The sequence below is a fragment of the Rhodococcus sp. I2R genome, from assembly GCF_020889545.1.
Lineage (GTDB): Bacteria > Actinomycetota > Actinomycetes > Mycobacteriales > Mycobacteriaceae > Rhodococcoides.
In genome coordinates, this window is sequence record NZ_JAHUTG010000004.1 from 248277 (window position 1) to 272503 (window position 24227).

Sequence of the window (24227 nt, forward strand, 5' to 3'; positions counted from 1 at the left end):
AGGACGGACACAAAACGGTAACGATCGATGTTGTGCACCAAGTCAGTAGACGTCGCGCACATATCGCTTCTCCGCAGAAAGGGCCCGCACGTATGCCTCGGCGCTCGACGGCGCTAATTTCCCGTGCTGGGCAACAACGCCTTTCAATGCGTTGTCCACATCCTTTGCCATGCGGGTTGCGTCGCCGCATACGTAGAAGTGCGCACCCTCCTGTAGCCACTTCCACAACTGAGCGCCATGCTCGGTCATCCGGTCCTGGACGTACACCTTGGACGACTGATCGCGGGAGAACGCCAGATCCAGTCGCGTGAGAGTGCCGTCGTCCATCATCGTCGTCAACTCGTCGCGATAGTAGAACTCCGTCGCGGCGTGCTGCTCGCCGAAGAAAAGCCAGTTCGGACCGGTGTGTCCCAGTGCTCTGCGCTCGTGCAGGAAAGCGCGGAACGGGGCGACGCCCGTCCCCGGGCCGACCATGATCATCGGCGCGTTCGGGTCCTCCGGGGGTTTGAAATGGGCAGACTTCTGCACGAAGATGGGCACGTCCTCGCCGTCCGCATGATCTGCCAAGTACGTTGAACACACACCGCGGCGGGGGATGCCGTGCACGTTGTAGCGCACCGTGGACACCGTCAGCTGAACTTCATTGGGATTCTCTTTCGGGCTCGACGAGATCGAATACAGCCGTGGCTGAAGCGGTTTCAGTACGCTCAGCCACTCGTCGACGCTTGCCTGAACCGGTGCGTGGGTCAACACGTCGATCGACTGACGGCCCCACATCCAGTCGGCCAATGCGCTTCTGTTCTCCGGCATCAGCAACCGCTCCAGATCGGCGTCGCGTGTGCGAGTTCCCACGAACGCCAACAGGTCCGGAGACGCCTTCGCGATTTCGAGTCGTTCGCGCAGCGCCGTTCGCAGTGGCATCGCATCGTGGCCCGCGATGTCGACGACCGTGTCGCCGTCGAGTCTCGTTGCCGTCAACCATTCTTCGACGAGCGCGTCACTGTTTCGGGGCCACACGCCGAGGGCGTCGCCGGCCTCGTAGCTCAACGTCCCCTCGGGGAGGTGAAAGCCGAATTGACGAACGTCCTTGGCCGAGCCGGCAGCGCACAGGGGGGTGTTGCGGACCAAGGAGGTAGGCAAGGGCGACTTCTTGCCGTACCCCGTCGATGACGTTCCACGCGATCCGGACGTCGTGCTAGGAATCGTGCTCGGCTTGGTGCTCGTCGGGGTGCTGATTTGCGCGGTGAGTTTGGCGAGCACACGTTCCAGCCAGACCGAGGACGCCTCCTCGTGATCGGGTTCGCAGTCGACACGACCCACCAGCCGCTCGGCTCCCAGATCGGCCAACCGGCTGTCGAGGCGGCGGCCGTTGCCGCAGAAGTCGTCGTAGTTCGAGTCCCCGAAAGCGAGAACGGAAAAGCGAACCCCCCGAAGATCGGGCGCCGATTCGCCGGAGAGTCCGTCGAGGAAGGTCAGGCCGTTGTCCGGTGCATCCCCGTCTCCGGTGGTGCTGCTGATCACCAGAACACTGTTGTAGTCGGTCAGATTCGCCGGAAGAAAGTCGTCCATGACGTGTTCCCGAACGTCGAGGCCGGATGACCTGAGCGTGTCGACACACGCAAATGCAAACTCCTCGGCGGTGCCTGTTTGCGAGGCCCACAGCACGAGCACGGTATCGCCCGACTCTTCCTCAGGCGCCGCCGCGCCGTCGGCGACCGGTGTTGCATCGGTTCGTGAAAACAGTCCGGCGAGCAGCCCTTCGAACCATGCTCGGGTATCGGGCGAGAGCGGTGTCACCGGCGGGAGTGTGGGGATGCCCGACGCCTCACGCGCGGCGTCGGTGCGAAGCGCGGCCAGATATCCGGCGACGAAGTGTTGTTCGACAGGTGGGAGGGGGAGAGTGGGCCCCGCGCATGGCCCCACCAGCTCGGCGAGCGTATCGACGGGGGATCGCGTCGATACCGAGTCCGGTAGATCGGGTGTGCTTTCCGAACTGACCTTGGTCAAAGTCACTGCGCAGACCTTGAATTCCGGTTGCTGCGAGTAAGGATCGATGGCGTCGTTGGTCACGGCATTGATCGAGAGGTATTCCCCGAAGGAGTCGTTCCAGTGGAACGGTGCGAAGCAATCTCCTGGCCGCACCCGGTCGCTGACCACGGCCGGGAGTACCGCACGGCCGCGCCGCGATGCGACCTCCACGCGGTCACCCGCTTTGCATCCGAGCCGCTCGGCGTCCAGAGGGTGGATCTCGACGAACGGGCCGGGATTGAGCTTGTTGAGTTTCGCGACTTTGCCGGTCTTGGTCATGGTGTGCCACTGGTGCTGCAGGCGGCCGGTGTTGAGCAGGAACGGGTAGTCGTCATCGGGCATTTCCGCGGGCGCCATCGAAGGCCTGGCGAAGAACTGTGCGCGGCCGGTCGGGGTTGGGAAGGACAACGCCGGGACACTGCCGTCCTCGCGAACCTGTTGCGTCTGGCTCACGCCGTCGTTGATGTACCGGATGGGGTGTCGGTCGTCTGGATCATCTGGCGGGCACGGCCACTGCAGTGGGCTCTCGCGCAGCCTCGCGTAGGTCACTCCGCGCAGGTCGTAGCCGGTTCGAGGGTTGGAGAACTGCTTGATCTCCTCGAAGATCTCTTCGGCGCAGGAATAGGTGAACGCGTCCGCGTAACCCAACGCACAGGCCATGGACGCGATGATCTGCCAGTCCGGCATGGCTTCGCCCGGGGCGTCGACGGCCTTGCGGAACAGCGTGAGGTTTCGCTCCGAGTTGACCATCACGCCCTCGGACTCCGTCCACAGCGATGCTGGAAGCACCACGTCGGCATAGCCATTCGTTTCGGTATCAGCGAATGCGTCCTGCGTGATCACCAGTTCCGCGCGTTCGAGTCCAGCGATGACGGTCTTGCGATTGGCAACGGAGGCAACGGGGTTGGTGCAGATGATCCAACATACCTTGATGTCGCCGTCGGCCATCCGGGAGAACATGTCGATCGTGCCGCCGCCGGTGTCGGTGCGCAGTGTGCCCGTGGGCAGTTTCCACTGCTGCTCGACGAACGTCCTGTCTTCCTCGGAGAGAACCGCGCGTTGACCGGGCAAACCGGGGCCCATGTATCCCATCTCGCGGCCGCCCATGGCGTTCGGTTGCCCGGTGAGCGAGAACGGCCCACTGCCGGTGCGGCATATCGCACCCGTCGCGAGATGGAGGTTGACGAGCGCGTTGGTGTTCCACGTGCCGTGCGTGGATTGGTTGAGACCCATTGTCCAGCAACTCATCCAATTGCCGGACTCGCCAATCCACCTGGCTGCGGTCCGCAGGTCGCTCTCCGCGATACCGGTTTTCTCGCTGACGCGGGCAGGAGTGTAGTCAGCGAGGAATTCCTCCATGGCATCCCAGCCGTCGGTGAACTCCGCGATGAACTCGCGGTCGATGTGTTCGCCGGCGACCAGTAGATGGAGGAGGCCGTTCAACAGGTCCAAGTCGGCGCCGGGTGAGATCTGGAGATGCAGGTTCGCTTTGTCGGCCGTCGCATTGCGTCGCGGATCGACGACGATGAGCTTCGCGCCCTGCTTCACCCGATCCATCATCCGCAAGAAGAGAATCGGGTGGCAGTCCGCCATGTTGGCGCCGGTGACGAGGAAGACGTCCGCGTGGTCGAAATCCTCGTACGAACCGGGGGGACCGTCGGCGCCGAGGGACTGCTTGTAACCCGTGCCGGCGCTGGCCATGCATAGCCGCGAGTTCGACTCGATCTGGTTGGTCCCGATGAACCCCTTGGCGAGTTTGTTGGAGAGGTACTGCGCCTCTATCGACATCTGTCCCGAGACGTAGATGCCCAGAGCGTCCGGGCCATGCTCGTCGAGGATGGCCCGAAGTGTGCGCGCAGTGTGTTCGATGGCGGCGGAGGTCGGTGTGGGTACGGGATCGTCGCCCCGCGCGGTACGGGTCAGAGCGGTGGCGAGTCGACCTGGGGCGGCCAGCATGTCCGCGGTGGTCGAACCCTTGGTGCAGAGACGGCCGCGACTGGCGGGGTGTGACGGGTCGCCCACCGACTTCTCGATTGTTGCCGTGCCGTCCGGGCGACGTCCGATCTGCAGCGTGATTCCGCACCCGACGCCGCAATACGCGCAGACCGTCTTGACGGTGTCCGCAGCACGGTCGACTGTTTCTGTTGCCACGAGATCACCCTGCTCGGTCGAGGATTCCGGACTATGACACATCAGTTAGCCCGACGTGACGTTGTCCTCACCGTTGCTCACCCGCGATGGTGAACTCGGTTCGGTGATGCACTCGGAAGGCGCGGTGGCTGGACATTTCGGTCATTCTCGCAGGTCAGTGAGCTGAGTTACTTTGACGAGCATCGAGTACTCGTGCAAGAGTAGTTTCGTGTCTTCGATTCGGTTGTTCATCCTCGGCTCGCTGGCTCAGCGGGGAGAGATGCACGGTCATCAATTGAAGTTACTCGCGGAACAAGAGCACGTACACATGTGGACCGACATTTCCGTGGGTGGTCTGTACGGCGCTCTCAAGCGTCTGCACGCCGAAGGGTTGATCGCCGATGTCCGCACCGAGCAGGCCGGGAATTTCCCTGCCCGGCAGGTCTACGCCATCACCGACCTCGGCCGCGGGGCGCTGACCACCCTGCGCAGGGAGGGGCTGTCGGAATTCACACTACGGCCCGACCCATTCGATCTGGCTCTCACGCGACTCGACCCCGACCGTCTCGACTCCTTGCCCGAGGTCATCAACGCCCGGGTGGCGATGCTGCGCGAGTTGCTGGAGACAACGGTGACATCGACACGTAGAGCCAGGCCGTATCTCTCCCTCGCGGAGGTGTTCGCGCTCGAACACCGCGAGCAACGCCTCCTCGCCGAGATCGACTGGCACGAGAATCTGCGCGAAGCACTACCGGACATCGTCGCCGACGAGACGGCACGGACCCATCTACCACCGCATCAACCGCCCCCGCATTCGAAGGATTGTTCACAACAATGACCGAGACCAACTCACGTGCGTCCGCCCCGACGGTGGATGTGCCTCGCCGGGCTTGGCAGGCACTGGTGGTGCTGCTGCTCGGCATGTTCATGGCGCTGCTCGACACGACGATCGTCAACGTGGCACTTCCCACGATCGAAACCAGTCTCGGTGCGTCGGAGGCAACCCTGTCGTGGATCATCTCTGGCTACGCGCTGGCCTTCGGTCTGGCGCTGATCCCGGCCGGCAAGGTCGGCGATCGGATCGGCCACAAATGGGTCTTCTTCACCGGTCTAGCGCTGTTCACGGTCGCCAGCTTCGCCTGTGGATTCGCGCAGAACGACCTGCAGTTGGTGCTCGCGCGCATCGTTCAAGGTTTGTCGGGCGGCATCTTCGTACCCGCGGTCACCGCGTTCATTCAACTTCTCTTTCCTGGGCCGGTCCGCGGCAAAGCGTTCGCGATCATGGGTGCAGTCATCGGGGTCTCGACCGCGCTCGGACCTATCGCCGGCGGACTCATCATCGAGGCCTTCGGTGACGAGAACGGTTGGCGGGGCGTCTTCTGGGTCAACTTGCCCATCGGAATTCTTGCGCTCGTCGCTGCGGCCGTCCTACTGCCGAACAAGACCGAGGAGCGGACGGGATCGGAATCGGGCATCGATTGGATCGGACTCGTGCTGATCTCCGCAGGTCTAGTCGCGCTGCTCGTTCCGCTCATCGAGGGCCAAGAACAGGGCTGGCCGCTGTGGACCTACTTCACGCTGGCTGCGGGCGTTGCGCTGGTAGCCGCGTTCGGTGCGTGGGAGGTTCGCTACAGCAGGCGTGGACACAACCCGCTGGTACCTCCGAAGCTGTTTGCGCATCCCGCTTTCACCGGAGGCACGATCCTGGCGCTCGTGTATTTCGCGTCCTTCACCAGTATCTTCTTCACACTGTCGCTGCTGTGGCAGTCCGGTCTCGGAAACTCTGCGCTCTCGACGGGCGCAGTGATGCTGCCGTTCGCGATCGGCAGCATCATCGGGGCCTCGCAGAGCAACAGACTCACCCAGCGACTAGGACGTACCGTCCTACTGCTGGGCACATCCTTTGTCGCTGTCGGTTTGATCTGGGTGTGGATCGTGCTCGCGACGACCGAAGCCGCAGACCTGACCAATTGGAAGCTGCTGGTGCCGCTGCTCATCGGCGGCCTCGGCAACGGAGCGTTCATCGCCCCCAACGCCCAGTTCATCGTCGCGACCGTCGACCGAGCGGATGCGGGTGCCGCCAGCGGCGTGATCTCGACGATGCAGCGAATCGGCAGCGCGGTCGGCATCGCGGTGATCGGCAGCGTCCTGTTCGGATCGCTCGAGATCACCGGCCCGGACACCGTGGCGACCGGCTTCACCCATGCCGCGTCGATGGCGATGTCGGTCAGCGCCTGCTTCGCAGTGCTCGCGTTGCTGCTCGTGTTCGCGCTTCCGAAGCGCGTCGAGGCACCTGGTGCGCCGACCCCGAAGCAGACGTCCGCTAGTTGATGCTCTGCTTGTGGGCTTTCACCACGGACTGCGCCAGCGCCGCGATCTTGACGTTCATGTCCTGAGAGGTCTTGCGCAGCATGTCGAAGGCCTGGTCGTCGGTGACCTCGTGAGAGACCATCAGCAAACCGACGGCCTTGCCGATTTCCCGGTTGCTGCGCAGCCCCATCCTGAGAGTCTGAGCTTCCTCGCCGTGCAGGATCGAGGAGACCGTCACCGACGCGAACGCCGTCAGAATGATGGCCCGATCCGCCGTTTCACTGGTGAACGCACCTGCAGTGTCACTGAACAGGTTCAGCGCCCCGACCTTCTGATGATCGAGCAACAAGCGAAAGCCCATCGCTCCGCGAACTGGGGTGCGCGCCAAGACCCCCTTGGCCAGCGCCGGCCATGCGGTGGGCGTCAGGAAGTCCGTTTCGATCTGGGCGGCTTCGTTGTCGATGGCGTCGAGGCACGGGCCTTCGCCCGTTGCCCGCTCGATGTCGTCGACGGTGCGGGCTATCCGATCAGAGGCCGCCACGGTGACGTTTCGGCCGCGGTCGACGAGCATGAGGCTGGCATGGTCACACCCGGGAACGAGGAGCGTGGCGGCGACGCAGATCGCCGAGTAGACCTCATCGGCGCTGGTGCCGCGGTAGACGATGTCGGCGAGTGCAGCAAAGACCGTTGCCGGGTCGGTCGACGCAACTTCGGTCGAAATCTTGTCGTCGTCCATGGAGTCTCCGATCGGGTCGTGACGAATCCGGTGGTCGCTGGCGCTATCCACCGAACACGCGTATCTGCATACGACCTACCAGGTTACCCAGTGCCCGGAAGTGGGGGCTCACCCGGCGCACGGGGGAGCGGGTGCATCCTCGGCGAACGGCTTGCCAGGAGGTTCGATGTATGCCGCGTACAGAACGACGGGAACGTCCCCGGCATTGATGCCCTCGTGCACGTGGTTTGCACCGACGTCCTCGACGACGAAGGCGCCGGCGGGCGAGGAAACGTGTGCACACTCGTTCACGACGCGGGTGAGAACACCCGACTCGACATACGCGTACACCGGGCCGTCGTGATAGTGCCAACCGGTGGTTCCGCCCGGAGCGATGACGATCTTCCGGACCGTGAAATCGGTACCCGCGATCTCGGCGCTGCCGGGCAACAGTGGGAACGATGCGTGCGCGAGAGTCTCCGCCGTCACCCCGGACGGCGGGGTGGCTCCAGCGACCGCGGGCGCGAGACCCACCAGGGCGATGCAGGACAGAAACGCGGTGGCAGAGCGAACGATGGTCTTCGACATGCAACCTCCTCAGGGCTCCCGACCCGTTTCAGAATAGGGTCAGGCGGCTTCCGGTGGAGCAGATTACGTATTCGGCTCGTTTGCGATTGCGACCGTGTCGCGATCCGCCAGGGTGAGCAGTCCCCGCAGCTTGGCCGCTGGGTCGAGGTCACTTCGTCAGCTCGACTCGCGCGGTACCAAGTTTCGGTAGCAGCGAAAGTATTCCGATGCCCGCGAAAGCGAGCGACAGGTAGTACACCGATTGGATAGATCCGGACAGGTCTATGATCACACCGCCGAGCGAAGCACCGAGGAAGATGCCGAAGCAGATGATCGAGGTGTGAACGGTGTTGACGACAAATGATGTGCCGCCCAACTTCATGACGCGCACCGCGAATGCTGGATTGAGGCTGACTCCGGCGAACCCGAGAGCTGCGACGCCGAACAAGACCAACAGTGAGTTGGTGTCACCGAAGATGAACAGTAGACCGGACAGGAAGATGACGACCGCGCCGACGCCCGCCGCGGTCAGTGGGAAGTTGTCGGCGACGCGGCTGACAACAGTGATGCCGATGACGCACGCGACACCGTACGCGGCCAAAATGATGGGGACCCAGCCTTGGTCGAATCCGGCACGTTCGGTGAGGATGGGTGAGAAGTAGCTGAAGAGAGAGAAGACCGCGCCGATCAGCAAGCCGCTTGTCGCGTATGCGAGCCAGAGGCTGCCGTTTCTCAACTCCGACAGTTGAGCCACAATTCTCGGTCGGGGGCCGGCGTCCACTGCCGGGACCAGCATGAAGCTCGCCACTAGCGCAATGGCAGCCAGGACTGCAACGAAACCGAAGGCCAGTCGCCAACCGAACGCGTTGCCGAGGAAGCTGGCGAGAGGGAGCCCGATGACGGTTCCGATCGTGTTGCCTCCCATGACGATACCGATTGCGCGGCCGCGGATCCTCTCGGGTACTGCCTGGGCTGCGATGGACAGAGTGACGCCGTACGCGGTGCCTGCGGCAGCTCCGGTGAGAATGCGACCGATCACGATGACGGTGTAGCTGGGCGCTGCAGCGGCGATCAGCTCGCCGATGATGAACACGATCGAAATGGCTATCAGGGCAGATTTGGGGCGGAACCTGGTGAGGTAGATGGAGGCAGGTGGTGCCACGAGCACCATCGATAGGGCGTAGATTGCGATCAAGTAGCCGACGCTGGGGATGGTTGCAGGAAGATCCCGTGACAGGTCGTTCATCAAGCCAGCCACCATAAACTCGCTGGTCGTGAACGCGAGAATGGTGAACGCAAGTACATACACCGGGAGAGGGACTCGGGTGATGCCATCGACAACGGACCTCTGTTGCCTGGCCAATTCGGTGCTCCTCATGTAGCGGTCCTTTCAGCGTGGGGAAAGCCGTTGTGTGGTCCTGGCGCATGGCCGAAGTTGCCCTCGCCTAGTGCAATTCGTCGGAGAAACCGCGCCCGAGTCATTTTCTATACAGATCCGTACAGAATCGGTCCGTGCGTCCCTGCTCACGACTGCTGGACTTCTCGGTTTTTTAGGGCCTCAGGGCAATCAATGCACCATCGGCGATGGCGCGCATGGACTCGCGCCTCGATCCCACTCGTGCAGCCACCCGCATGCCGACGACAGCACCGTTGATGATCTCGGCCTGCGCGCGAGGTGGCAACCTACAGGAAATATCACCGCTGGCCTGTCCGGCCAGCAGATAGTCCGCCATGATCGAGAGTCGTCGGTGCAGACTCGCTGTCAATTGCTGAAGCGGCACCGCGAGCTCAGGATCGTCCGTAGCTTCGAGCGCCGTATTCACCGAAAAGCACCCTGATGGGCCGCCCGACGCGCGCCGGTCCATCTCGCTGTCAATCAGGTCGCTGAACAGCACCGAAATGCGTTCAAACACGGTCGTCGAACTGGACATGAGAACCGCATCGACCGAGTCGTCTGCCTCCGCGAGATATGTTGCCATGCACTCTTCGTACAGACCCACCTTGCTGCGGAAAGCGTTGTACAGGCTACTGCGACCCAGTCCCGTTACGCGACACAATGTTTCGGTACTGGTTCCGTGAAACCCGTGAGTCCAGAACTGGCCGAGCGCAGCGTCAACGGCAGTCCGTCGATCGAACTCAGCCGTTCTGCCCATGGGGAGACGGTAGCAATTGTGTATCGATCTGTCCATAAATAGCAGCTTGTTCTTCGCCGGGTCACCACCTTCGGTGACACAATCCAGCAGAGGAACGTTCGGAGAGTGTCGTCTGCCATGAGCTTGGGGCCACCGTGAGCTGGTTTTGCCAGGGTGATGGGGCCACCTGGATTGCCAGTTCTGGGTTCCATCAGCGCTTCCATCTAGATGTCGAGGGGTTGAGCGTGACGTTCGCAACCAGCCGTTCGATGACTACTACGCGGCTGAGCAGCGTTTTCTCAAACCTTATCCGGAAATCAAAACGAACCCCGTCGAAGGGTCCGTTGAATATGTTTCGACCACGTCGACTGGTCGAAAGCCTTCGAGGCCTCTCTCGCCGACGTTTTTGGTGCCGGGTTCGAGCAAGACCGTCTTGGTGGACCTCCGTAGAGAGTTCGAGAACCCCTGTCCGGCCTGAAAACGATGGCTTCCCGCAGTTCAAGAGGGGTCTACCGGCGGGACCGCAGGCCGTTGGCGCAGTCCGTAGTGGACTCGCGGGGTCGGATGGTGCGTGCAGTTGGGATGGCTCAAACCCTTCTGAGCCCGGCACAGGTGGACGAGCTGGTGGCCCTGTACGAGCCAGGCGCGACGCTGGGTGAGCGATTCAGCGTGCACCGCCGCATAGCAGCGGCACCTCGTCCGTCGCTCGGTCCCAATCCGCAGGCGCGGTCTTGACGAGTGCCACCTGCCCGAAGCGGTCGAGTTGTACGCGGGTGGGTTGACGCTGATGGAGGTTGGGCTGCGCTTCGGCGTGAGCCAGCAGGCGGTGAGAAGAGCGCTAGCCGCCAAAGGTGTCGAGATTCGCCCCAGCGGGCGCCGTCAGCCCGCGGTGAACCAGTCTGCGCGCTCGGCGCCGTAGTCACTGGTCGCTCCCGTCGATGGACCAGGGGCATCACGTTCGCCGTCACAGGCTCGCGGCGACCAGCACCTCGACCAGCTGTTCGGGTTCGAAGATGAGCTTGGTGTCGAACCGCTCATCGAGCCTGTCGTCCTTCTCGCGCGTCAAGGCTCGGACCCACTGTTTCTCGGTGAACACCACGTCGCAGTAGACCGCGGGGACGGGAAGTTGGACGACGTCGATGAAGTCGTTCGCCTTCCACTCTTGGTGCGAACGCGGATGGAGGTGCTTGCTCACCCGCAGAGCGTTCGTCACCCGGCGCGAGGGGAGGGACTCAACGAGTTGGAGCAGGCCAACTCCACCCAAAGTCTCGGTCACTTCCGTGGCACTGATGCCCGCGGCCGTGACCCGCTCACGGATGGCCGGGGCGATATCGTTGAAATCAGAGTGGACGACCGCAGGGAGCAATTCAGCGCGCGGCACCTTCCGCCGCGCGATCTCTTCAGCGACGCTGACTTCGTGCCGCACGAACAAGTCACCCCAGCGGACTAGGTCGAGTGGTAGGCCCGCACGTGCGTGAGTGCTTGGACCTGCGCGCAGCAGTAGCTCTTCGAGCGGGCGGTCGATCGGAGTTCTGAGGTCGCTGCTCTTGTCTTCGGAGGCGGCCCGTTGGTCGGTCCGCCTCATGGAGTTGTGGACGCCGCCGGCAGTCAGGTGAGCGATGCCTCGTCCGAAGACGCGAGGCGCAGTCACATCGTTTGGCCGTGCGAAACGGGCGCGTAGGGCGATGTCGATCTCGTAATAGAGAAGTTGCTTGGGTGTGATGATGGCGTCGAAGTCGGACAACTCGATCATCGTGTCGACCAGGCGGTTCCTGGAGCCGTCGTTGTGGTTCTTGGCTGTCTCCCAGTACCGATACAGATCGAGGGGGAACGATGCCACTTCGTGCGCCCTTGCCGCCTGGCACATCTCGAGTGCATCGCGGTAGCGCGCGCCGTCCGGCCGGCCATGTGCTGCTCTGGCGAGACCGATCCATGCGAACTGATCGAGGTAGACGTGAAGCACGGGACCCTCAGTTCACAACGGGGCGCATGCTCAAACTCACATCCACGGGCGTGCTCCCTGCCACTTGAGGGTGGTCGAGTGTGCTGCCCGCCCCTCGGTCTGCTGGACGTCGTGGGTCACGCCCTCGGAGATGGGGTGCACGCTGAAGAACGCGACGTGGTCAACGTCAGCCGCACCGTCGGCGCAGATGCCGGCGAGGTCACTGAGGACCTTCTGCTTCAAGCTCCCGCTTTGGACGGTGCAGGCCAGAACCACAGGTGAGGTCGAAGCAGCGGCCGCGAAGCCTGCCGAGTGCGGCAGTTTATTCGGGAGACGGGTTGTGAACGTCTCCGCGTCTCGCTGCTGATCGCCACCCGAGCTGACCGGTCCGGTCGCGATGATGTTCGAGCTGATCCGCTTCTGAGTAACCCGTGTCGCGATCTCCTCGAACCGATGATGCTCGTTCCGCGACGAGAGCTCGTCCAGGCGAAACCGGACGTACGCCTCTGCCTCAGGGATGCGCTCAGTCACAGCTTCATTCTCCCTCACGGTTCCGACGTGCAACGGGTGAACAGTTGTCGCGCGCAGCGTGCCAAGCCCGAGGACTGACATGAGGGCCTATGGCTGGGACTCGGGTCCGCTGCGGCGGGTGTGGCGTTGAGGAGCCCTACGGGGTCGCCGCGTTGTAGGCGGTGCGCGCCTCGGTCAGCTCGGCCCAGTGGGCTTCGAGTCCGGAGAGTGTGGGGCTGACCCCGAGGCTAGGCAGGGGTTGTGAGTGGCCGTCGATGTACCGACATGCTTCCTCGAAGATGCGGTTGATGGTATCGATCGCAGCAGGAAGTGCTTCGGACTTGATCTTGGGCAAGTTGGTCATGCGCACGTTGGGTTGATAGCGCTGCGTGACGCCCTGGAGTAGTTCAGTCTCGGTGAAGACCTCACACCACGCGCGCACCCAGCCATAACCCGTGCGGACCAGCGCCGCCCGCGCATCGCCGTCCTGTGACTTTGCTGCCTGGATGGTCTCGTTGATGTTCTTCTTGATGTTGTTCAAGCTGTCCCAGCGGGGACCCGTCGCTCGGGTGACCTTCCCTTTGCCCTCTTCATCGGTGATCTGGAAGTAGGAGCAGCGCTTAGTTGCTTCCATGAGCGTAAGCAGCGTGCTGGCGAAAAAGATGTCGTGGGTGAAGACGATGACCTGTGTCGTGTCAGCGAGCGACGCGACGCGCTGCGCGACTTCGTTGATGCGGCGATGGTCGAGGCTTGAGACAGGATCATCGAAAATGACGGGCGCGGTGATTCCGGCGAGGCGCGCTTCGGCGAGGAAGTCCGCTATTGCGAGGACCTTCTGCTCTCCCTCCGAGAGCACCTTGGACGGTTTGTGTTTCCCGCTGAGGATCTTGCGGCGTTGTGCGCGCCCCTGACGGCCGACGAACTCCACGTGCAGCGCGGGCGCGCGGAGTGCCGCGCACTCTTCGTTGAAGAGCGCATCGAAGCTCTCGTTGATCATCTGGTCACTTGCGGTCTTGGCCAGCCCGGTTACAGCGCGCAGGAGCCCAGGCATGGGCTTGGCGAGCAGCGTGAGCCGGTCAGCCTGCTTGGCGTCGCGGACGTGTGACTCGATGAGCGTCCACGACTTCGTCAGTTCTGCTGCGGCTTCTAGCTCGACAACCTCCTTCTTCTTCTCGGCCAAGGTGTCAGCCCGTGTAGCTGCCTGTGCCCTCAGTTCGCCGAGGGCTTGCTTGGCGGTCTCCAACGCCGAGCCGAGCGCTATCGCATCTGTACCGGCGTGTTCGGTCAGCGCTGTGTTCGCAGCGGAAGCGGCGAGAAGCTGCTCGGTTAGCTCCGCGATGGTGTTCAGGGTCCGGTCGAGTTCAACGTGGAAGTGGGGCTTGTCCTCGGCATCTGCGTACTCGTCGGCGAAGGTAGAGACGTCGTTGACCTGGATCGAGGTGACCGGTTCTGTAAGTGCGTGGAGCCGCGCCTTTGAAGCGGCGATGTCAGCGGTGATCTTGTCTTCGAGGTATTCGGAGTACTTGCCGATCAGCGATCGCGCCGCTTCGTTCAGTGGCTGTCGGCAGTACAGACACCGATCGGCGTCGTGTGCTCCGACCGCAATGAGATGTGCTTGGTATGCCTCGCCGGCCTCGATGAACGTGCTCCAAGTGTCGTCGGGCTCGGCCGGTAGGTCGGCTGCCTCGAACAGGGCGGTTCGGAATGCGCGGTAGTCCTCTTCAAGTCCGTGAAGGGTGTCGCGTTCGCGGCCGTATGCCTCCACGTTGAAGTCAGCCATCACGGTGGCCGCGTTGGAAGCTTGCGTCAAGACGCGTTCGACTCGCTGTTGCAGCTTGATCTCAGCGCTGATGGCGTCCGCCTCCAGCGCGGCGACCGTGCGGCGCAAGTCGCCGATACGTGTGTCGACGTCGGGGTCGGAGTCGGCGAGCGACCTCAGGTGTTCCAGATCAGTGGACGCTCCCAGCGTCTCGATGAGCGGGTAAACCGTGGCGGTGCGTGAGAAGCGAGACAGAAGCCCTGTGGACCGAGATCGTAGGCTTTCGACGGCCCGGTCGATGTGGGCTTGTACCGACTTGATGCCTGCGATGACGTGATTGAACAGTGCCAAGGCTGCTGGCACGTAGACGTACTCAAGGTCGTCATCGACGTGGAAGCTGACAGAAGGGCTGTCGAAGATGGACATCCTGGTGAAGGGCGCGACGCCCTGTTGTCCGGTCCAGGTGTAGGTCTTCGACTCAGTGCCGAGCGTGTAACCGACAAGTGCTGCTTGGGGCTGCGGCGATGCCGCTTCGATGTCGCCGAGGATCACATCGGCAGTGCGGCTCGCCGCGAGGGCTTTGAAGATGCGGGAGTACCCCGTCTTGCCTGTGCCGTTCTCTCCGAACAGGATCGTCAGGCCGGCATGTGGCTCGATGATTCCGCCTTCTACCAAGGCGTTGACACCAACGACTTCGGAGAGCGAGGTAAGGGTCAGCGGCTCGATCGCCTCATCCTCGCGTTCGAGGGTGACGAGCGGCCCCTCCGTGGGGACTTCGCGGGTATCGAAGGCTTTCTCCTGACGAAACAGGACGTACGCTCCGGATTGCTCCTCGCTTCCGAGCGGCCCGCCGCCGTTGAGGACGTGCCTCACGATGTAGCGCACCCACTCGTCGGAGGTGTTCGCCCACTCGCTGAGCAGGTCGCGCGGGTCTACCCGTTGAGGTGGCGTCGTGTCTGTCACCGTCATCCTCCCTCGCCGCGAGTGCGAGGTCGGGATCGACCGTGCTACTCAGGCTCAATTCTAGAGCGACCGGCAGGCGCGCGAAGGAACGACCAGCGCACCGATAGGGCGTGCTGTTCGCGGCCGGCCGCGGACAGCCGCGAGCGTGACTACGCTCGCCGATCGAGTAAGGCCTGTCCCGGCGAGGGCTACCGTGCCGCGACGTAGGCAGTCGGTTCCCTCTGGCGCGTGGTCCATTTCGGGGTCTCGCGTGTTCGATCCCGGCGACGTGCACCAGCCACTCGGATACGGGCGCGCACCAGGAGGACGAGGCTGATCGGCCCCATGATGATGAACTTCATCGCGTTCCACACCGACCAGAGCGCGACCAGATGCAGCCAGCCTGGGGCACCCTGGTCGAACGCGTTGGTGCAGATGCTCGCTATCAGCAGGTAGGGAACGGCAAGGAGCATCGCGGGGATGCCCCACTTCAAGTTGTGTCGACGGCGGATCGCGTCGAGCAGTCGGTTGGTGGGCATGTAGCGGCGCGGATAGTAGCGAGCGTGGGCGCTGAGCGCCCAGATCAGGCGGATCATGGCGGGCCTCTCGTCACACGTGTCTCTCCGTCGAGGAGGCAGTACGTGTGTGAGCGCCCAAGCTGGGCCGTCCCGAAGGACCTGCAATCGAGGAGGACCTGCCTCGGCCGCCACTGTACGCCCGCGCGACGACACACGTAACCCCGTGCTATCTCATCCGCGGGGGTCCGACGCCGCGGGAAGGAAGCGATGCCGTGGGCCGGCTGGTGCGTGCGGCAGGGCGATGAGGTGGGTTCCTGAAACAGGTGCCTCTGCCTGTTGGAGGTGCAGGCCGATCATGTTGACGAGTGTCGCGGCGACGGCAGCGAGGTCCGCGGCCGAGCCGTGGAATGTGGGTACGGAGCATCCTCTGGTGGGGATCAGTTCGTCGCCTTCGGCTGCGTCCTCCCAGAGCGGGTGGTACAGCTCCAACCCACCATCGGCCACTACCGAGCGACCTGCCTGGTCGTCAAGCTCAGACGGCGTACAGGCGGCACCGGGCGCGCAGATGTTGGCGATACCGAGCGATCCCGTCCCGGCGTCGGTGGCGACCTGGGCGATGAGGGCCTTGCGGGCTTCGCCTGTGAGGGTGTCAAGGTAGGTAGCGATGCTGTGACTGACGGTGGCGTCGATGATGAGGTTCGCGGCGAGAGAGACGGCTGGATCGGGGACGCTTCCTTCTGCGACGGTGACGGTCAGGTCGTCGCGGATCGCGCGGAGGCGTGTGGCGAGGGCGTCGGCCTTCGTCTGGCCGATGTCGGCTTCGGTGTAGTTCTGTCGCACAAGCAGTCCGCCGGTGACGGTGCCGGGGTCGCAGACAGTGATGGCACTGGCTCCGGCGCGTGCGATGAACTCGGCGAGCCATGAGCCCAGGCCACCGCAGCCCCAGATGTGAACGGTCTTTCCTTGGAAGCCATTGACGGGACGGTTGTCGTCGCGCCGGGTCGTGACCTCTTGCCGTTCGTCGGACATGTTGCACCATTCGATCGGGATGTCGGCGTTGATGATCGCGGGATCGAGGTTGACCGCGGTGCCGTGCTTCTTGGCGAGGCGTCGCAGGGCGTCGGCCGTAGTTGCGGGAAGGCGTCCGCCGAGAAGATGGTGCGGTCCCCCTGCGGGGTGCGGCACAGCAAGCACGAAGTACTGCTCGGTACCGTCAGGGTTTCGTAGAGCACTGGCAAGGAGCGAGGTAAGGAACGCGGGCGACTGCAGTGAGACTTCTGGTGGTCGTCCTTCGGCGCGGTCAAGGTGCGGGTCGTCCAGGAGCGTCAGGAACAGCGCGAAGGTGGATGCCGCGCCGAATGGAAGGTCGCTCGCGAGGACAAAGACGGGTGTGCGGTGTCCGTCGCGGTCGGTCGAGTAGGTGAGGTCGTATCGGTGCGGTGAGCGGGCGACGAGCCGAGCGAGCTGCTGCCGCTTCGGCGGCCCAGGTTCGCGGACGACGATGGTGGGTGTGTCCTCGGCGTGGTGGAGCACTCCTCCGACAGCGTGGTACATCGCGGTCGAGGGATCGAATGCTCCGCCGGCGGCATCGGTGAGCCAGTCCCACAGTCGGCTGAGAAATCCGGCCATCCCGGCGGACGGACGCCACTCGCGGGAGGGGTCGAGATAGATGCAGAGCCGCTGCCCTTGGAGGACGTGCGGGAAATCGAGGAAGCGGGTGTGGTCAACCTCGGCGCTCGGGGGCGCGAACAGTGAGGGGCGAATCTTGACGATGAACTCCTCGTCGTCTCCAAGTGCCAGCCCGCCGGGGCGGTGAGGGATGTCGGCGGTGTGGAGCCGGAGTCGGAGGGTGGCGTCGCCGTCGGAGTCGAGCCGAGGCTGCTGGACTATCCGCACGTCGTGGGGGTGCTCCCTGGCGAGTGATCTCAGCTCGTCAACGAGATGCTTCTGCCAGGCCGAGAGCGTGGCCCGGTTGCGGCGGCTCATCCCGCGCGGCCAGACCGCCCCACGGTGGAAGCGGCCGCGGGAGCTGCTGCCGGGAACTTCGCGCTGTTGGACGAGGTGGCCGGGGCCTTGAATCTGTCACCGAAGATGCCCTGCCACAGCTCGATGCTGCGCTCCTTGTTCTCCTCCTCGTACGCTTCCTCGATTTCGGCGGCGTGGACATGGATGCGGTCTCGGAAGTAGCTGTAGGTTGCCTGCTCCCACCGATGGTCGAAGGTGACCCCGGATCCGGCCGGGTCTGGAATGGAGGGCTTGATCGGGCGCGCCTCGAGCCAGGCGTCGAGGTCCTTCACGAGGTGCAGGAGGGTGGTCGGGACGTCGCTGTAGTAGCCGGGGCCGAGTAGCGCGCGCAGCTCGGTGACCTGCTCGCCGAGCAGTGTCGTCAGGAGGATCGACCGTGTGCCGGTGAAGGAGTTCTTGTGGTCGCGCAGGTACTTCATCAGTCGGATGACCTTGCGGAGGTTGCCCTTTGCGAGCGCGTCCTTGTTCTTCATCCAGTCGGTGAAGCCCTGGGGGTCGGTCGACTCCCAGGCGTTGTCGTCGCGGTTGACGATGACTTCGCGACCATCGGCGAGGTTGAGGTGCGGCACGATGTCGAGGTGCATGGAGTTCGCGTAGACGAGTCGGACGCAACGGCACTTGCGTGAGTGCGGCATGTTGCTGTAGGTGCTGTGGCGGTGCAGAGCCGCGTAGACCTCCTCGATGTACTTCTTGGGATCATCGGACCAGTCCGCGTTCTCGCTCATGTCGAGCATGAAGTCCGCGTCGAACTCGTTGCTGCCCACCGGGTTGATGATGGTCTTGTGCGCCCACGAGCCCTGGGGCGTCTTGCCGAGGATCAGGTGCCCGATCTGCTCGTCGGCCTTCAACGCCTTGTAGACCGTCTCGACGCGAGAGTCGAGCGAGTCGAGCTTCACCTGGCCGAGGTTGACGGTGTCCTTGAGCAGGACGTTGAAGTAGTCAGTGAGCTTCATCGGGAGACCTCCGTGGTCGACGTGCTGGTCGGGTCGCCGCGGTGTCGGTCTCCGATCAACGGTGTGTAGTCAGCCGCGCGATGATCTGCGAATCGCGCGGTGTAGATGGGGCTGAGCTCGCGGCTCACGGACGCGGCGAGGCCTGCGACATCGCTCGGGTCTGCCGAGTCAAGTGCGTACAGTCCGCCCGGCACGAGAGCATCGAACCTGGTGAAAGCGGCCTTGCCGATCAAATGCTCAGCGATGCCCTGTCCGCCACGGCTGCCGGCTGTGAGGATCAGTGGCGCGATCGGCTTCGCCCAATTGAACAGCCCGCCGCGGTCGAGGCGCTTGGGGTGGTTCGTGAGCTGGTCGATGGTGCCGACGTTGAGCACCCTGATCGAGGCGAGCGGTACATCGAGCATGCTCACGGCCTCGGCGATCGCGACGACAGAGGGGTTGTTCGCCCACACGCCGCCGTCGATGAGGCGGTGCCCGTCGACACGCGCGGCAGGGAAGTAGAGCGGCGCCGCCGAGGTCGCCATCGCGATGTCCACCATCGGGATGCGCCAGTCTCGGGCGAGCCGTGTGTGGTGCGGCGTCTTGAAGATGTGCACGGAGCCTCGTTGCACGTCCCACGCCGGGATGACCAACCGCTTCGCGCTGTCTCCCAGCAGCCCTTCGCCGAGTACCTTCGTCAAGGCGGTGCGCAGCGCATCGCCGTCGTAGATGGGCGCAGTGAGTTGGCGAGGCCGCCGCCACAGTCGCCGGCGCACGGCCGGGAAGACCGCCTCGACCAGTTCTTCGTAGTGCCCCACGATCTCGCTCGGGGTGAGACCGGCACCCAACCCGAGCGCGACGATCCCACCCGCCGACGTGCCAGCGATCAAGTCGAACGAGTCCTTGATGCTGACGTCGAGGTCCTGCTCCAGCCGCGCCAGCACGTGAGCAGTGAACAGTGCCTTGGCTCCCCCGCCATCGAGGGCGAGAATCTGGAAACGATCGACGGATGGGGTGCTTGGCTCGATCGTCGTGGATGGATGGTCCTGCCGTCCGGGCGCGTCGGCCTGTCCGGCCGGCATCTCGCCTCCGTGATCGGTCGAACTTGCAGGAATTACACCCATGTAACTATTCTACGCCGCCGCACCGACATTCCCTCGGGCTCAGATCACATGCTCCGCCCGGGAGAAGTTCGCTCGCTCGAGCGACGCTCGGTGACGGACGCGGACCGGCGGGCGGCTTCTTTACCCGTGCAAGTGCGCTTCTTGCGCGAGCCGCGTCGATCTTCTGCGCCACGTTCTCCGGTTCCGGGCCGAGGGGCGAGTCATCGGTGATGACGTACCGGTCGAGATAGGCCGCGACGGTGCGGGCGTGCCGTCGCCACGCCGCTTCCTTGCGCGGATCGCGGGGTGGCTCACCGAGTGGTTCCGTCCAGGGCTCGCCAGCCTGGCGTGCGGTGTCGAGCACCGCATCGGCACGGGCTTCGATCAGCTCGCGTCGCTCATCAAGCGCTCGGCGCATATCGCCGGTCATCAGACCATCGGCGGACGGGATCAGGCCGGCGATGAGCCGTGGCGCCTTGCGGGCTGTGTGGGTCCCGGCTGATCGTCTCCAACGCCAAGAATCGGCACGGCAACGTCTACTGTTACTTCGTCTGCTCCGGCCGGCACTCCAAGCGCACCGACTGCGCCCGCGCGGCGATCCTGATCGCCGACGTGGAGAAGCTGATCGAGGACTACTACCAGTGCATCCAGATCACCCCCACCCACCGCGAAGCCCTCGCCGGGATGCTGCACCACGAGTTCGACCAGCTCATGGCCGCCGAGACCGACGAACTCGCCCGCCTCACCACCCGCCGCGACAGCCTCCAGCACGAACAAGAACGACGGCTGCAAGCCCACTACGCCGACGCGATCCCGCTGTCCCTGCTCAAACGAGAACAAGACCGCATCCTCACCGAACTCGACAGCATCAACCGCCGCATCGACGCCCACCACGGCGAGTACGTCGACGCCCGCGCCCACCTGGACGACGCCCTGAACCTGCTGGAGAACTGCGCCGACATCTACAACCGGTGCGACGACGCTAACCGGCGCCTGTGCAACCAGGCCTTCTTCACCAAGGTCTACATCGAGGAGGACGACGAACTCCGGGTCGAGAACAACGGGCCCCTCGAGATGCTGCTCGACCACGAGGTCAACGCCAACGCCCTCAACTGGGCTCAGAACGCCGACAAGGCCCGAACCCCTGCCAACGATTCTGCTGGCAAGGGTTCGAGCTTTGTGCGCGGGGTGGGGCGGGCGGGGCTCGAACCCGCGACCAATGGATTATGAGTTATATTTTGGCGTTCACGGCCGATCCTGAGGATTCCCGAACGTGCCCTCAAATCGACTGTAGCGCAGGTAATCGACGTCCTGAGTTCCCGGTGCATCACTTGGATTCCCGCCGTGTCTCGGCGCTACTGCTATCCCATTGCTATCCGAGACGGCGATGATCGGCGGACGACGTCGCCGGCGCTGGAGGTATCCGCCTTTCATGCGGCCCGTCCGTGTCGCGTCTGGCGGTAGCGCCGATATGCGCGGGCGTCCCTCCACGCCTCGAGCCCCAGTTCTTCGACGTCGTCGCGGTCGGCCTCGGTCGGCACTTCGTAGGGGTCGAGGTAGTCGCGCCAGGTGGTGGACTCGGCCGCTCGCCGTTGAACGTTGATTCCTCGGAGTGCTGCGCTCGATGTCGGGTCAGAGTGAGTCATTTCGGTTTTCCTCGGTGCTCGTTTGGTCTTGTCCGGCGTTTCGTCGCGGTCGGTGAACTGTCGTCCGCTGCCGAATCGCACGCGTCGGTGCCACCCGCTGGAGCTGGACCATCCGTGCTGACGTGCGAAGCACTCGGCGCGCAATATCTCGGCCGGCGCAGGTTGGCCCGTATGCGCGGTGTAGCACTCGGCGCGCAGGCAGGGCACGCACGTCCACGACGTCGCGTCGAGACGTCGCGACGTTTTCGTGTGCTGGACGACCCGCACGTCGAGCGTGACCGTGCGAGGCTCCAGCCGGTGTCCGCGTGGACACGTCGCCGGCACGATCAGAGACACGTCGGCGGTGGTCACTGCGCGGCCCTCCACTCGTCGCGGGCACGCCATTGCAGCTGTGCGGCCACTTCTTCGCGCCACCCGTCGACGGGCGTCGGTAGGGTAAATGCCCGCTTCTCGGCCGTCGAGCCGAACGGATTCGCAGTCCAGCCGTTCGGGTAGGCGATGTCCTTCTCGAACTCCGTTGTCGGCTCGTCGTGGACCTCGGGAAGCCAACGACGCCACGCCTCCGGGTGCATCTCGGCGGGCGTCGAGTCGTCGTCGCTGGTGTCCGGCCTCGCGGGCGCTGCGATCGGGCGCGCCATCATGCCCTCCGCTGTGCTGTGCGGCTCTGTCGTGTCTCACCGCGCCGATTCGCACGCTCGGCATCTCTCGCACTGTTCTGCGATCCGTCGCCGGTGTACGTGCCTCGGATGCCTCTCGCACCGCCTTGCGCGGCTGCGACGCCGAGACGTCGGTCCATGTCGGCCATAAGTCGCGCTTGCGCGAGAGACTGCGCGCGTTGCTCGGCCATGAACGTTTTCATGGCGGTCGAGCCGATACCGGGTGACTCCAGTTCGCGCGCGCAGCGGTCGGCCGCGTCCGATGCCTGCTGAGCCCGCTGGAGCACGGCGAGATCGTCGGCGTCCAGCGCGAGCCCTAGCTCGGTCGCTTTCGCTGTGAAAATCGCTGTCAGGTCGGTCATGTCGGTCACGCCTTCAGTTGCGCGAGAATCGAGTGCTGTGCCGAGAGCGACAGCCAGAACTCGGGGTCGACGTTCTCGTTCGCGTCGGCGAGTTTGTAGGCACGCGCGAGTGCGTCCTCGGCTGCTGTGATGTGCTCGGCTCTGGTGGTCGCCGAGGGTTGCGGTATCGCCATGTTCGGCCGTCGCTTTCGGTCACGGAACATACCCCCTATGGGTATGCGACCACGGTATCGGCGCTGTCAAAAGTCCACGGCCGGCGAGAGTCCAACCCGCTCGTTCGAGTGAGAAGGGCTAAGCGCCAATGTGTTTCGGGTCTATGACGCCGAGGTCGTCGCTCTACGGTCGAGCTGGAGGGTCTTAGAGGGGGTAAAACGCCAGGTCAGGCACCTGGGGCCGATACGGTTAGCACCGCTCGCGTGAGGATTGGCAGTACGGGGCTGCCTTCCGTGAACGGGGGCGGGGGGAGGTGGACCCCCTGGGGTCGAGACGACGATGCCCCGACACTCCGCGATGGAATGCCGGGGCTGTACGCCACGCTGAGGCGTCGGCTGCCGTCAGTTGTCCAAGTACCGGCCGAACCCTCTGCCGGCGTTCTCGCGACGCTGAGCATTCTTGATCGGTGACCCACCGCTCTCGACTCGACCAGCCTCCACCTGCGAGACTCCGTGCGACTTGTCGGCCTCGGCCTGCCGATCGGCTTCGCGCTTGCTTCTGTTGATGGCCATCGAGTTCTCGTGTTCCCGTTTACGTTCATCCCGTTCCAGCTGAGCTTTCTTGGCTCTCAACACGGACGCAACGTGATGGTCGTCGGACAGATAACGACCAACCCCTCGGTTCTTGGCGGTCACTGTGCTGCCTCCACTTCGTCCAGTGCCGCTACCCCTGCGGCCGGTGGCCTGCCATGTGCGAGCCACCAGACAAGGGTCATATGGGACCCCTCTACACGGACCCCTACCTCGGCTCCCACGAATTGCCGCTCCCACGAAATCCGTTCGGCGTCTGTGTCGTTCAGCAACTCCAGAGGCCGTTTCGGATCGAACCCGTTCGACAGCGCCACTGCGAGCCAACGGCGCGTCGACTGGACCTCGGTCCACCGGACCACGGCTTCCCGCCATGCTCGCCAGGCTGCCGAGACCGCCGGGTCGTCTTGCTCGATGATGTCTTCTGCGCTGGCGTCGACCGATAGGCCCGCTGCCTCAAGGGCGTCCGCTGCCGTACCGGCGCTATCGAGAATCGACAGTGTGCGAGAACTGAGCAGCTTTTCGATGCTCTCAAGGTTGTTGCGAACCCGCTTGGCGTTGCGTTCGGTGTGCTGCCGGCGGAGTCGAGTGCGCACGTCCACGGCAAAGCCTTCCGGCCGACCCACGGGCCGCTGATGCTCGTTGTGCGCCATGAAGGGCGTGAGGATCGGCGGTACGGCCCTCTTCGACGCGCTGGCATCCCACCCTTCCGCCAGAAGGCCGTCCAGTAGGGCATCCTCGGCCGCTTTGGCCTTCGCCGCCTCCAGTTCGCCGACCTCGGCGTTTACGCGGTGTTCGATGGCCGATGCCTGCCGTGCGATGTCATCGAGCCGTAGAAGCTCGCTCACGGCCTCGCCGGCCTCTCCGCGCAGTGCGGTCGAGATCGTCGGTCCACCGCGCTGTGCGTCGATCTGGGCGCGTGCACGTTCGGCTGTTGCTCGGTCTTCCGAGAGTCGCAAGTCGCGCTCTCGGGCTCCCACTTGCGTCGTCCCGACTACGGCCCTCATGTCGCGTTCTCCGGCGTCGGACATTGCGAGTCGGTTCCCTGCCTCTACTGCGCTAGCCGAGAGCAGATCGGGGCTCTCGTCCTCACCGATTTCCTGGGCGATGTCGTCCGCGTTCGTCGGTGGTGTGTTGGGGTTGAATCCTGTGGAGTTGGTGAGGGTCATGTGGTGCTCGCTTTCGTGAGTGTGTGGTTTTGATTGGTGGG

At 64.0% G+C, this 24227-nt stretch carries 23 protein-coding genes and 1 pseudogene; 4 read left to right on the forward strand and 20 right to left on the reverse strand.

Annotated elements, in window-relative coordinates:
* Window positions 1–42: 42 nt before the first annotated feature.
* Complete coding sequence (locus KVY23_RS05835; RefSeq protein WP_230555667.1) at window positions 43–4179, reverse strand: bifunctional nitrate reductase/sulfite reductase flavoprotein subunit alpha; 4137 nt, start codon at window positions 4177–4179, stop codon at window positions 43–45.
* Window positions 4180–4387: 208 nt separating this feature from the next.
* Here KVY23_RS05835 and KVY23_RS05840 point away from each other — a divergent pair, with 208 nt between their 5' ends.
* The gene (locus KVY23_RS05840) at window positions 4388–4996 is read left to right on the forward strand and encodes a PadR family transcriptional regulator (protein ID WP_230555668.1); all 609 of its coding nucleotides are present in this window, start codon (window positions 4388–4390) and stop codon (window positions 4994–4996) included.
* The gene (locus tag KVY23_RS05845; protein ID WP_230555669.1) at window positions 4993–6489 is read left to right on the forward strand and encodes an MFS transporter; all 1497 of its coding nucleotides are present in this window, start codon (window positions 4993–4995) and stop codon (window positions 6487–6489) included. Before KVY23_RS05840 ends, KVY23_RS05845 begins: the two co-directional genes overlap by 4 nt.
* On the opposite strand, the gene KVY23_RS05850 is transcribed toward KVY23_RS05845, so the two are convergent.
* The 5 genes and pseudogenes from KVY23_RS05850 to KVY23_RS05870 all read right to left on the reverse strand — a co-directional run.
* A complete protein-coding gene (locus tag KVY23_RS05850; protein ID WP_230555670.1) occupies window positions 6482–7204 on the reverse strand; it encodes a GAF and ANTAR domain-containing protein in 723 nt (240 codons plus the stop codon). The genes KVY23_RS05845 and KVY23_RS05850 overlap by 8 nt on opposite strands.
* Window positions 7205–7312: 108 nt before the next feature.
* A complete protein-coding gene (locus KVY23_RS05855) occupies window positions 7313–7771 on the reverse strand; it encodes a cupin domain-containing protein (protein WP_230555671.1) in 459 nt (152 codons plus the stop codon).
* A 148-nt stretch (window positions 7772–7919) separates the two neighbouring features.
* The gene (locus tag KVY23_RS05860) at window positions 7920–9128 is read right to left on the reverse strand and encodes an MFS transporter (protein WP_230555672.1); all 1209 of its coding nucleotides are present in this window, start codon (window positions 9126–9128) and stop codon (window positions 7920–7922) included.
* A gap of 172 nt (window positions 9129–9300) precedes the next feature.
* The gene (locus tag KVY23_RS05865) at window positions 9301–9681 is read right to left on the reverse strand and encodes a TetR family transcriptional regulator C-terminal domain-containing protein (protein WP_230555723.1); all 381 of its coding nucleotides are present in this window, start codon (window positions 9679–9681) and stop codon (window positions 9301–9303) included.
* 60 nt (window positions 9682–9741) lie between these two features.
* A pseudogene (locus tag KVY23_RS05870) lies at window positions 9742–9939 on the reverse strand (TetR/AcrR family transcriptional regulator); the annotation flags it as partial.
* Between the two features lie 525 nt (window positions 9940–10464).
* Between KVY23_RS05870 and KVY23_RS05875 the strand changes: the two are divergent.
* Window positions 10465–10617, forward strand: coding sequence for a hypothetical protein (locus tag KVY23_RS05875; protein WP_230555673.1), 153 nt, complete (start codon window positions 10465–10467; stop codon window positions 10615–10617).
* Between the two features lie 229 nt (window positions 10618–10846).
* On the opposite strand, the gene KVY23_RS05880 is transcribed toward KVY23_RS05875, so the two are convergent.
* From KVY23_RS05880 to KVY23_RS05915, 8 genes are all read right to left on the reverse strand, one after another.
* Window positions 10847–11845 (reverse strand): hypothetical protein, encoded by a 999-nt coding sequence (locus KVY23_RS05880; protein WP_230555674.1) that lies wholly within the window; start codon window positions 11843–11845, stop codon window positions 10847–10849.
* Window positions 11846–11881: 36 nt separating this feature from the next.
* On the reverse strand, window positions 11882–12355 hold the full coding sequence (locus KVY23_RS05885; protein WP_230555675.1) for a hypothetical protein: 474 nt from the start codon (window positions 12353–12355) through the stop codon (window positions 11882–11884).
* A gap of 136 nt (window positions 12356–12491) precedes the next feature.
* Complete coding sequence (locus tag KVY23_RS05890; RefSeq protein ID WP_230555676.1) at window positions 12492–15056, reverse strand: AAA family ATPase; 2565 nt, start codon at window positions 15054–15056, stop codon at window positions 12492–12494.
* A 188-nt stretch (window positions 15057–15244) separates the two neighbouring features.
* On the reverse strand, window positions 15245–15631 hold the full coding sequence (locus tag KVY23_RS05895) for a sulfate permease (RefSeq protein ID WP_230555677.1): 387 nt from the start codon (window positions 15629–15631) through the stop codon (window positions 15245–15247).
* 153 nt (window positions 15632–15784) lie between these two features.
* Window positions 15785–17539 (reverse strand): ThiF family adenylyltransferase, encoded by a 1755-nt coding sequence (locus tag KVY23_RS05900; protein WP_230555678.1) that lies wholly within the window; start codon window positions 17537–17539, stop codon window positions 15785–15787.
* Window positions 17536–18531, reverse strand: coding sequence for a cyclic GMP-AMP synthase DncV-like nucleotidyltransferase (locus tag KVY23_RS05905; RefSeq protein WP_230555679.1), 996 nt, complete (start codon window positions 18529–18531; stop codon window positions 17536–17538). Before KVY23_RS05905 ends, KVY23_RS05900 begins: the two co-directional genes overlap by 4 nt.
* Window positions 18528–19634 carry a CBASS cGAMP-activated phospholipase gene (locus tag KVY23_RS05910; protein ID WP_230555680.1) on the reverse strand — a complete coding sequence of 369 codons (1107 nt, stop codon included), beginning with the start codon at window positions 19632–19634 and terminating at the stop codon, window positions 18528–18530. The genes KVY23_RS05905 and KVY23_RS05910 overlap by 4 nt, the downstream gene beginning before the upstream one ends.
* A 4-nt stretch (window positions 19635–19638) precedes the next feature.
* On the reverse strand, window positions 19639–20043 hold the full coding sequence (locus KVY23_RS05915; protein ID WP_230555681.1) for a hypothetical protein: 405 nt from the start codon (window positions 20041–20043) through the stop codon (window positions 19639–19641).
* A gap of 38 nt (window positions 20044–20081) precedes the next feature.
* Between KVY23_RS05915 and KVY23_RS05920 the strand changes: the two genes are divergently transcribed.
* Window positions 20082–20843 (forward strand): zinc ribbon domain-containing protein, encoded by a 762-nt coding sequence (locus KVY23_RS05920; protein WP_230555682.1) that lies wholly within the window; start codon window positions 20082–20084, stop codon window positions 20841–20843.
* Between the two features lie 200 nt (window positions 20844–21043).
* On the opposite strand, the gene KVY23_RS05925 is transcribed toward KVY23_RS05920, so the two are convergent.
* The 6 genes from KVY23_RS05925 to KVY23_RS05950 all read right to left on the reverse strand — a co-directional run bounded on the left by KVY23_RS05925 (window position 21044) and on the right by KVY23_RS05950 (window position 24186).
* Window positions 21044–21610, reverse strand: coding sequence for a hypothetical protein (locus tag KVY23_RS05925; protein ID WP_230555683.1), 567 nt, complete (start codon window positions 21608–21610; stop codon window positions 21044–21046).
* Entirely contained in the window at window positions 21607–21897 is a 291-nt protein-coding gene (locus tag KVY23_RS05930; RefSeq protein WP_230555684.1) for a hypothetical protein, read from the reverse strand. Before KVY23_RS05930 ends, KVY23_RS05925 begins: the two co-directional genes overlap by 4 nt.
* Window positions 21897–22277 carry a hypothetical protein gene (locus tag KVY23_RS05935; protein WP_230555685.1) on the reverse strand — a complete coding sequence of 127 codons (381 nt, stop codon included), beginning with the start codon at window positions 22275–22277 and terminating at the stop codon, window positions 21897–21899. Before KVY23_RS05935 ends, KVY23_RS05930 begins: the two co-directional genes overlap by 1 nt.
* A 5-nt stretch (window positions 22278–22282) precedes the next feature.
* The gene (locus KVY23_RS05940) at window positions 22283–22450 is read right to left on the reverse strand and encodes a hypothetical protein (protein WP_179278352.1); all 168 of its coding nucleotides are present in this window, start codon (window positions 22448–22450) and stop codon (window positions 22283–22285) included.
* A 381-nt stretch (window positions 22451–22831) separates the two neighbouring features.
* The gene (locus KVY23_RS05945; protein ID WP_230555686.1) at window positions 22832–23125 is read right to left on the reverse strand and encodes a hypothetical protein; all 294 of its coding nucleotides are present in this window, start codon (window positions 23123–23125) and stop codon (window positions 22832–22834) included.
* The gene (locus tag KVY23_RS05950) at window positions 23122–24186 is read right to left on the reverse strand and encodes a hypothetical protein (protein WP_230555687.1); all 1065 of its coding nucleotides are present in this window, start codon (window positions 24184–24186) and stop codon (window positions 23122–23124) included. The genes KVY23_RS05945 and KVY23_RS05950 overlap by 4 nt, the downstream gene beginning before the upstream one ends.
* Window positions 24187–24227: the final 41 nt, after the last annotated feature.

Coding starts and splice junctions, on each gene's coding strand:
- KVY23_RS05845 (WP_230555669.1), top strand. CDS start 4,993: ATGACCGAGACCAACTCACGTGCGTCCGCCCCGACGGTGGATGTGCCT.
- KVY23_RS05850 (WP_230555670.1), bottom strand. CDS start 7,204: ATGGACGACGACAAGATTTCGACCGAAGTTGCGTCGACCGACCCGGCA.
- KVY23_RS05855 (WP_230555671.1), bottom strand. CDS start 7,771: ATGTCGAAGACCATCGTTCGCTCTGCCACCGCGTTTCTGTCCTGCATC.
- KVY23_RS05860 (WP_230555672.1), bottom strand. CDS start 9,128: ATGAGGAGCACCGAATTGGCCAGGCAACAGAGGTCCGTTGTCGATGGC.
- KVY23_RS05865 (WP_230555723.1), bottom strand. CDS start 9,681: ATGTCCAGTTCGACGACCGTGTTTGAACGCATTTCGGTGCTGTTCAGC.
- KVY23_RS05875 (WP_230555673.1), top strand. CDS start 10,465: ATGGCTCAAACCCTTCTGAGCCCGGCACAGGTGGACGAGCTGGTGGCC.
- KVY23_RS05895 (WP_230555677.1), bottom strand. CDS start 15,631: ATGATCCGCCTGATCTGGGCGCTCAGCGCCCACGCTCGCTACTATCCG.
- KVY23_RS05900 (WP_230555678.1), bottom strand. CDS start 17,539: ATGAGCCGCCGCAACCGGGCCACGCTCTCGGCCTGGCAGAAGCATCTC.
- KVY23_RS05905 (WP_230555679.1), bottom strand. CDS start 18,531: ATGAAGCTCACTGACTACTTCAACGTCCTGCTCAAGGACACCGTCAAC.
- KVY23_RS05910 (WP_230555680.1), bottom strand. CDS start 19,634: ATGGGTGTAATTCCTGCAAGTTCGACCGATCACGGAGGCGAGATGCCG.
- KVY23_RS05915 (WP_230555681.1), bottom strand. CDS start 20,043: ATGACCGGCGATATGCGCCGAGCGCTTGATGAGCGACGCGAGCTGATC.
- KVY23_RS05930 (WP_230555684.1), bottom strand. CDS start 21,897: ATGGCGCGCCCGATCGCAGCGCCCGCGAGGCCGGACACCAGCGACGAC.
- KVY23_RS05935 (WP_230555685.1), bottom strand. CDS start 22,277: ATGACCGACCTGACAGCGATTTTCACAGCGAAAGCGACCGAGCTAGGG.
- KVY23_RS05940 (WP_179278352.1), bottom strand. CDS start 22,450: ATGGCGATACCGCAACCCTCGGCGACCACCAGAGCCGAGCACATCACA.
- KVY23_RS05950 (WP_230555687.1), bottom strand. CDS start 24,186: ATGACCCTCACCAACTCCACAGGATTCAACCCCAACACACCACCGACG.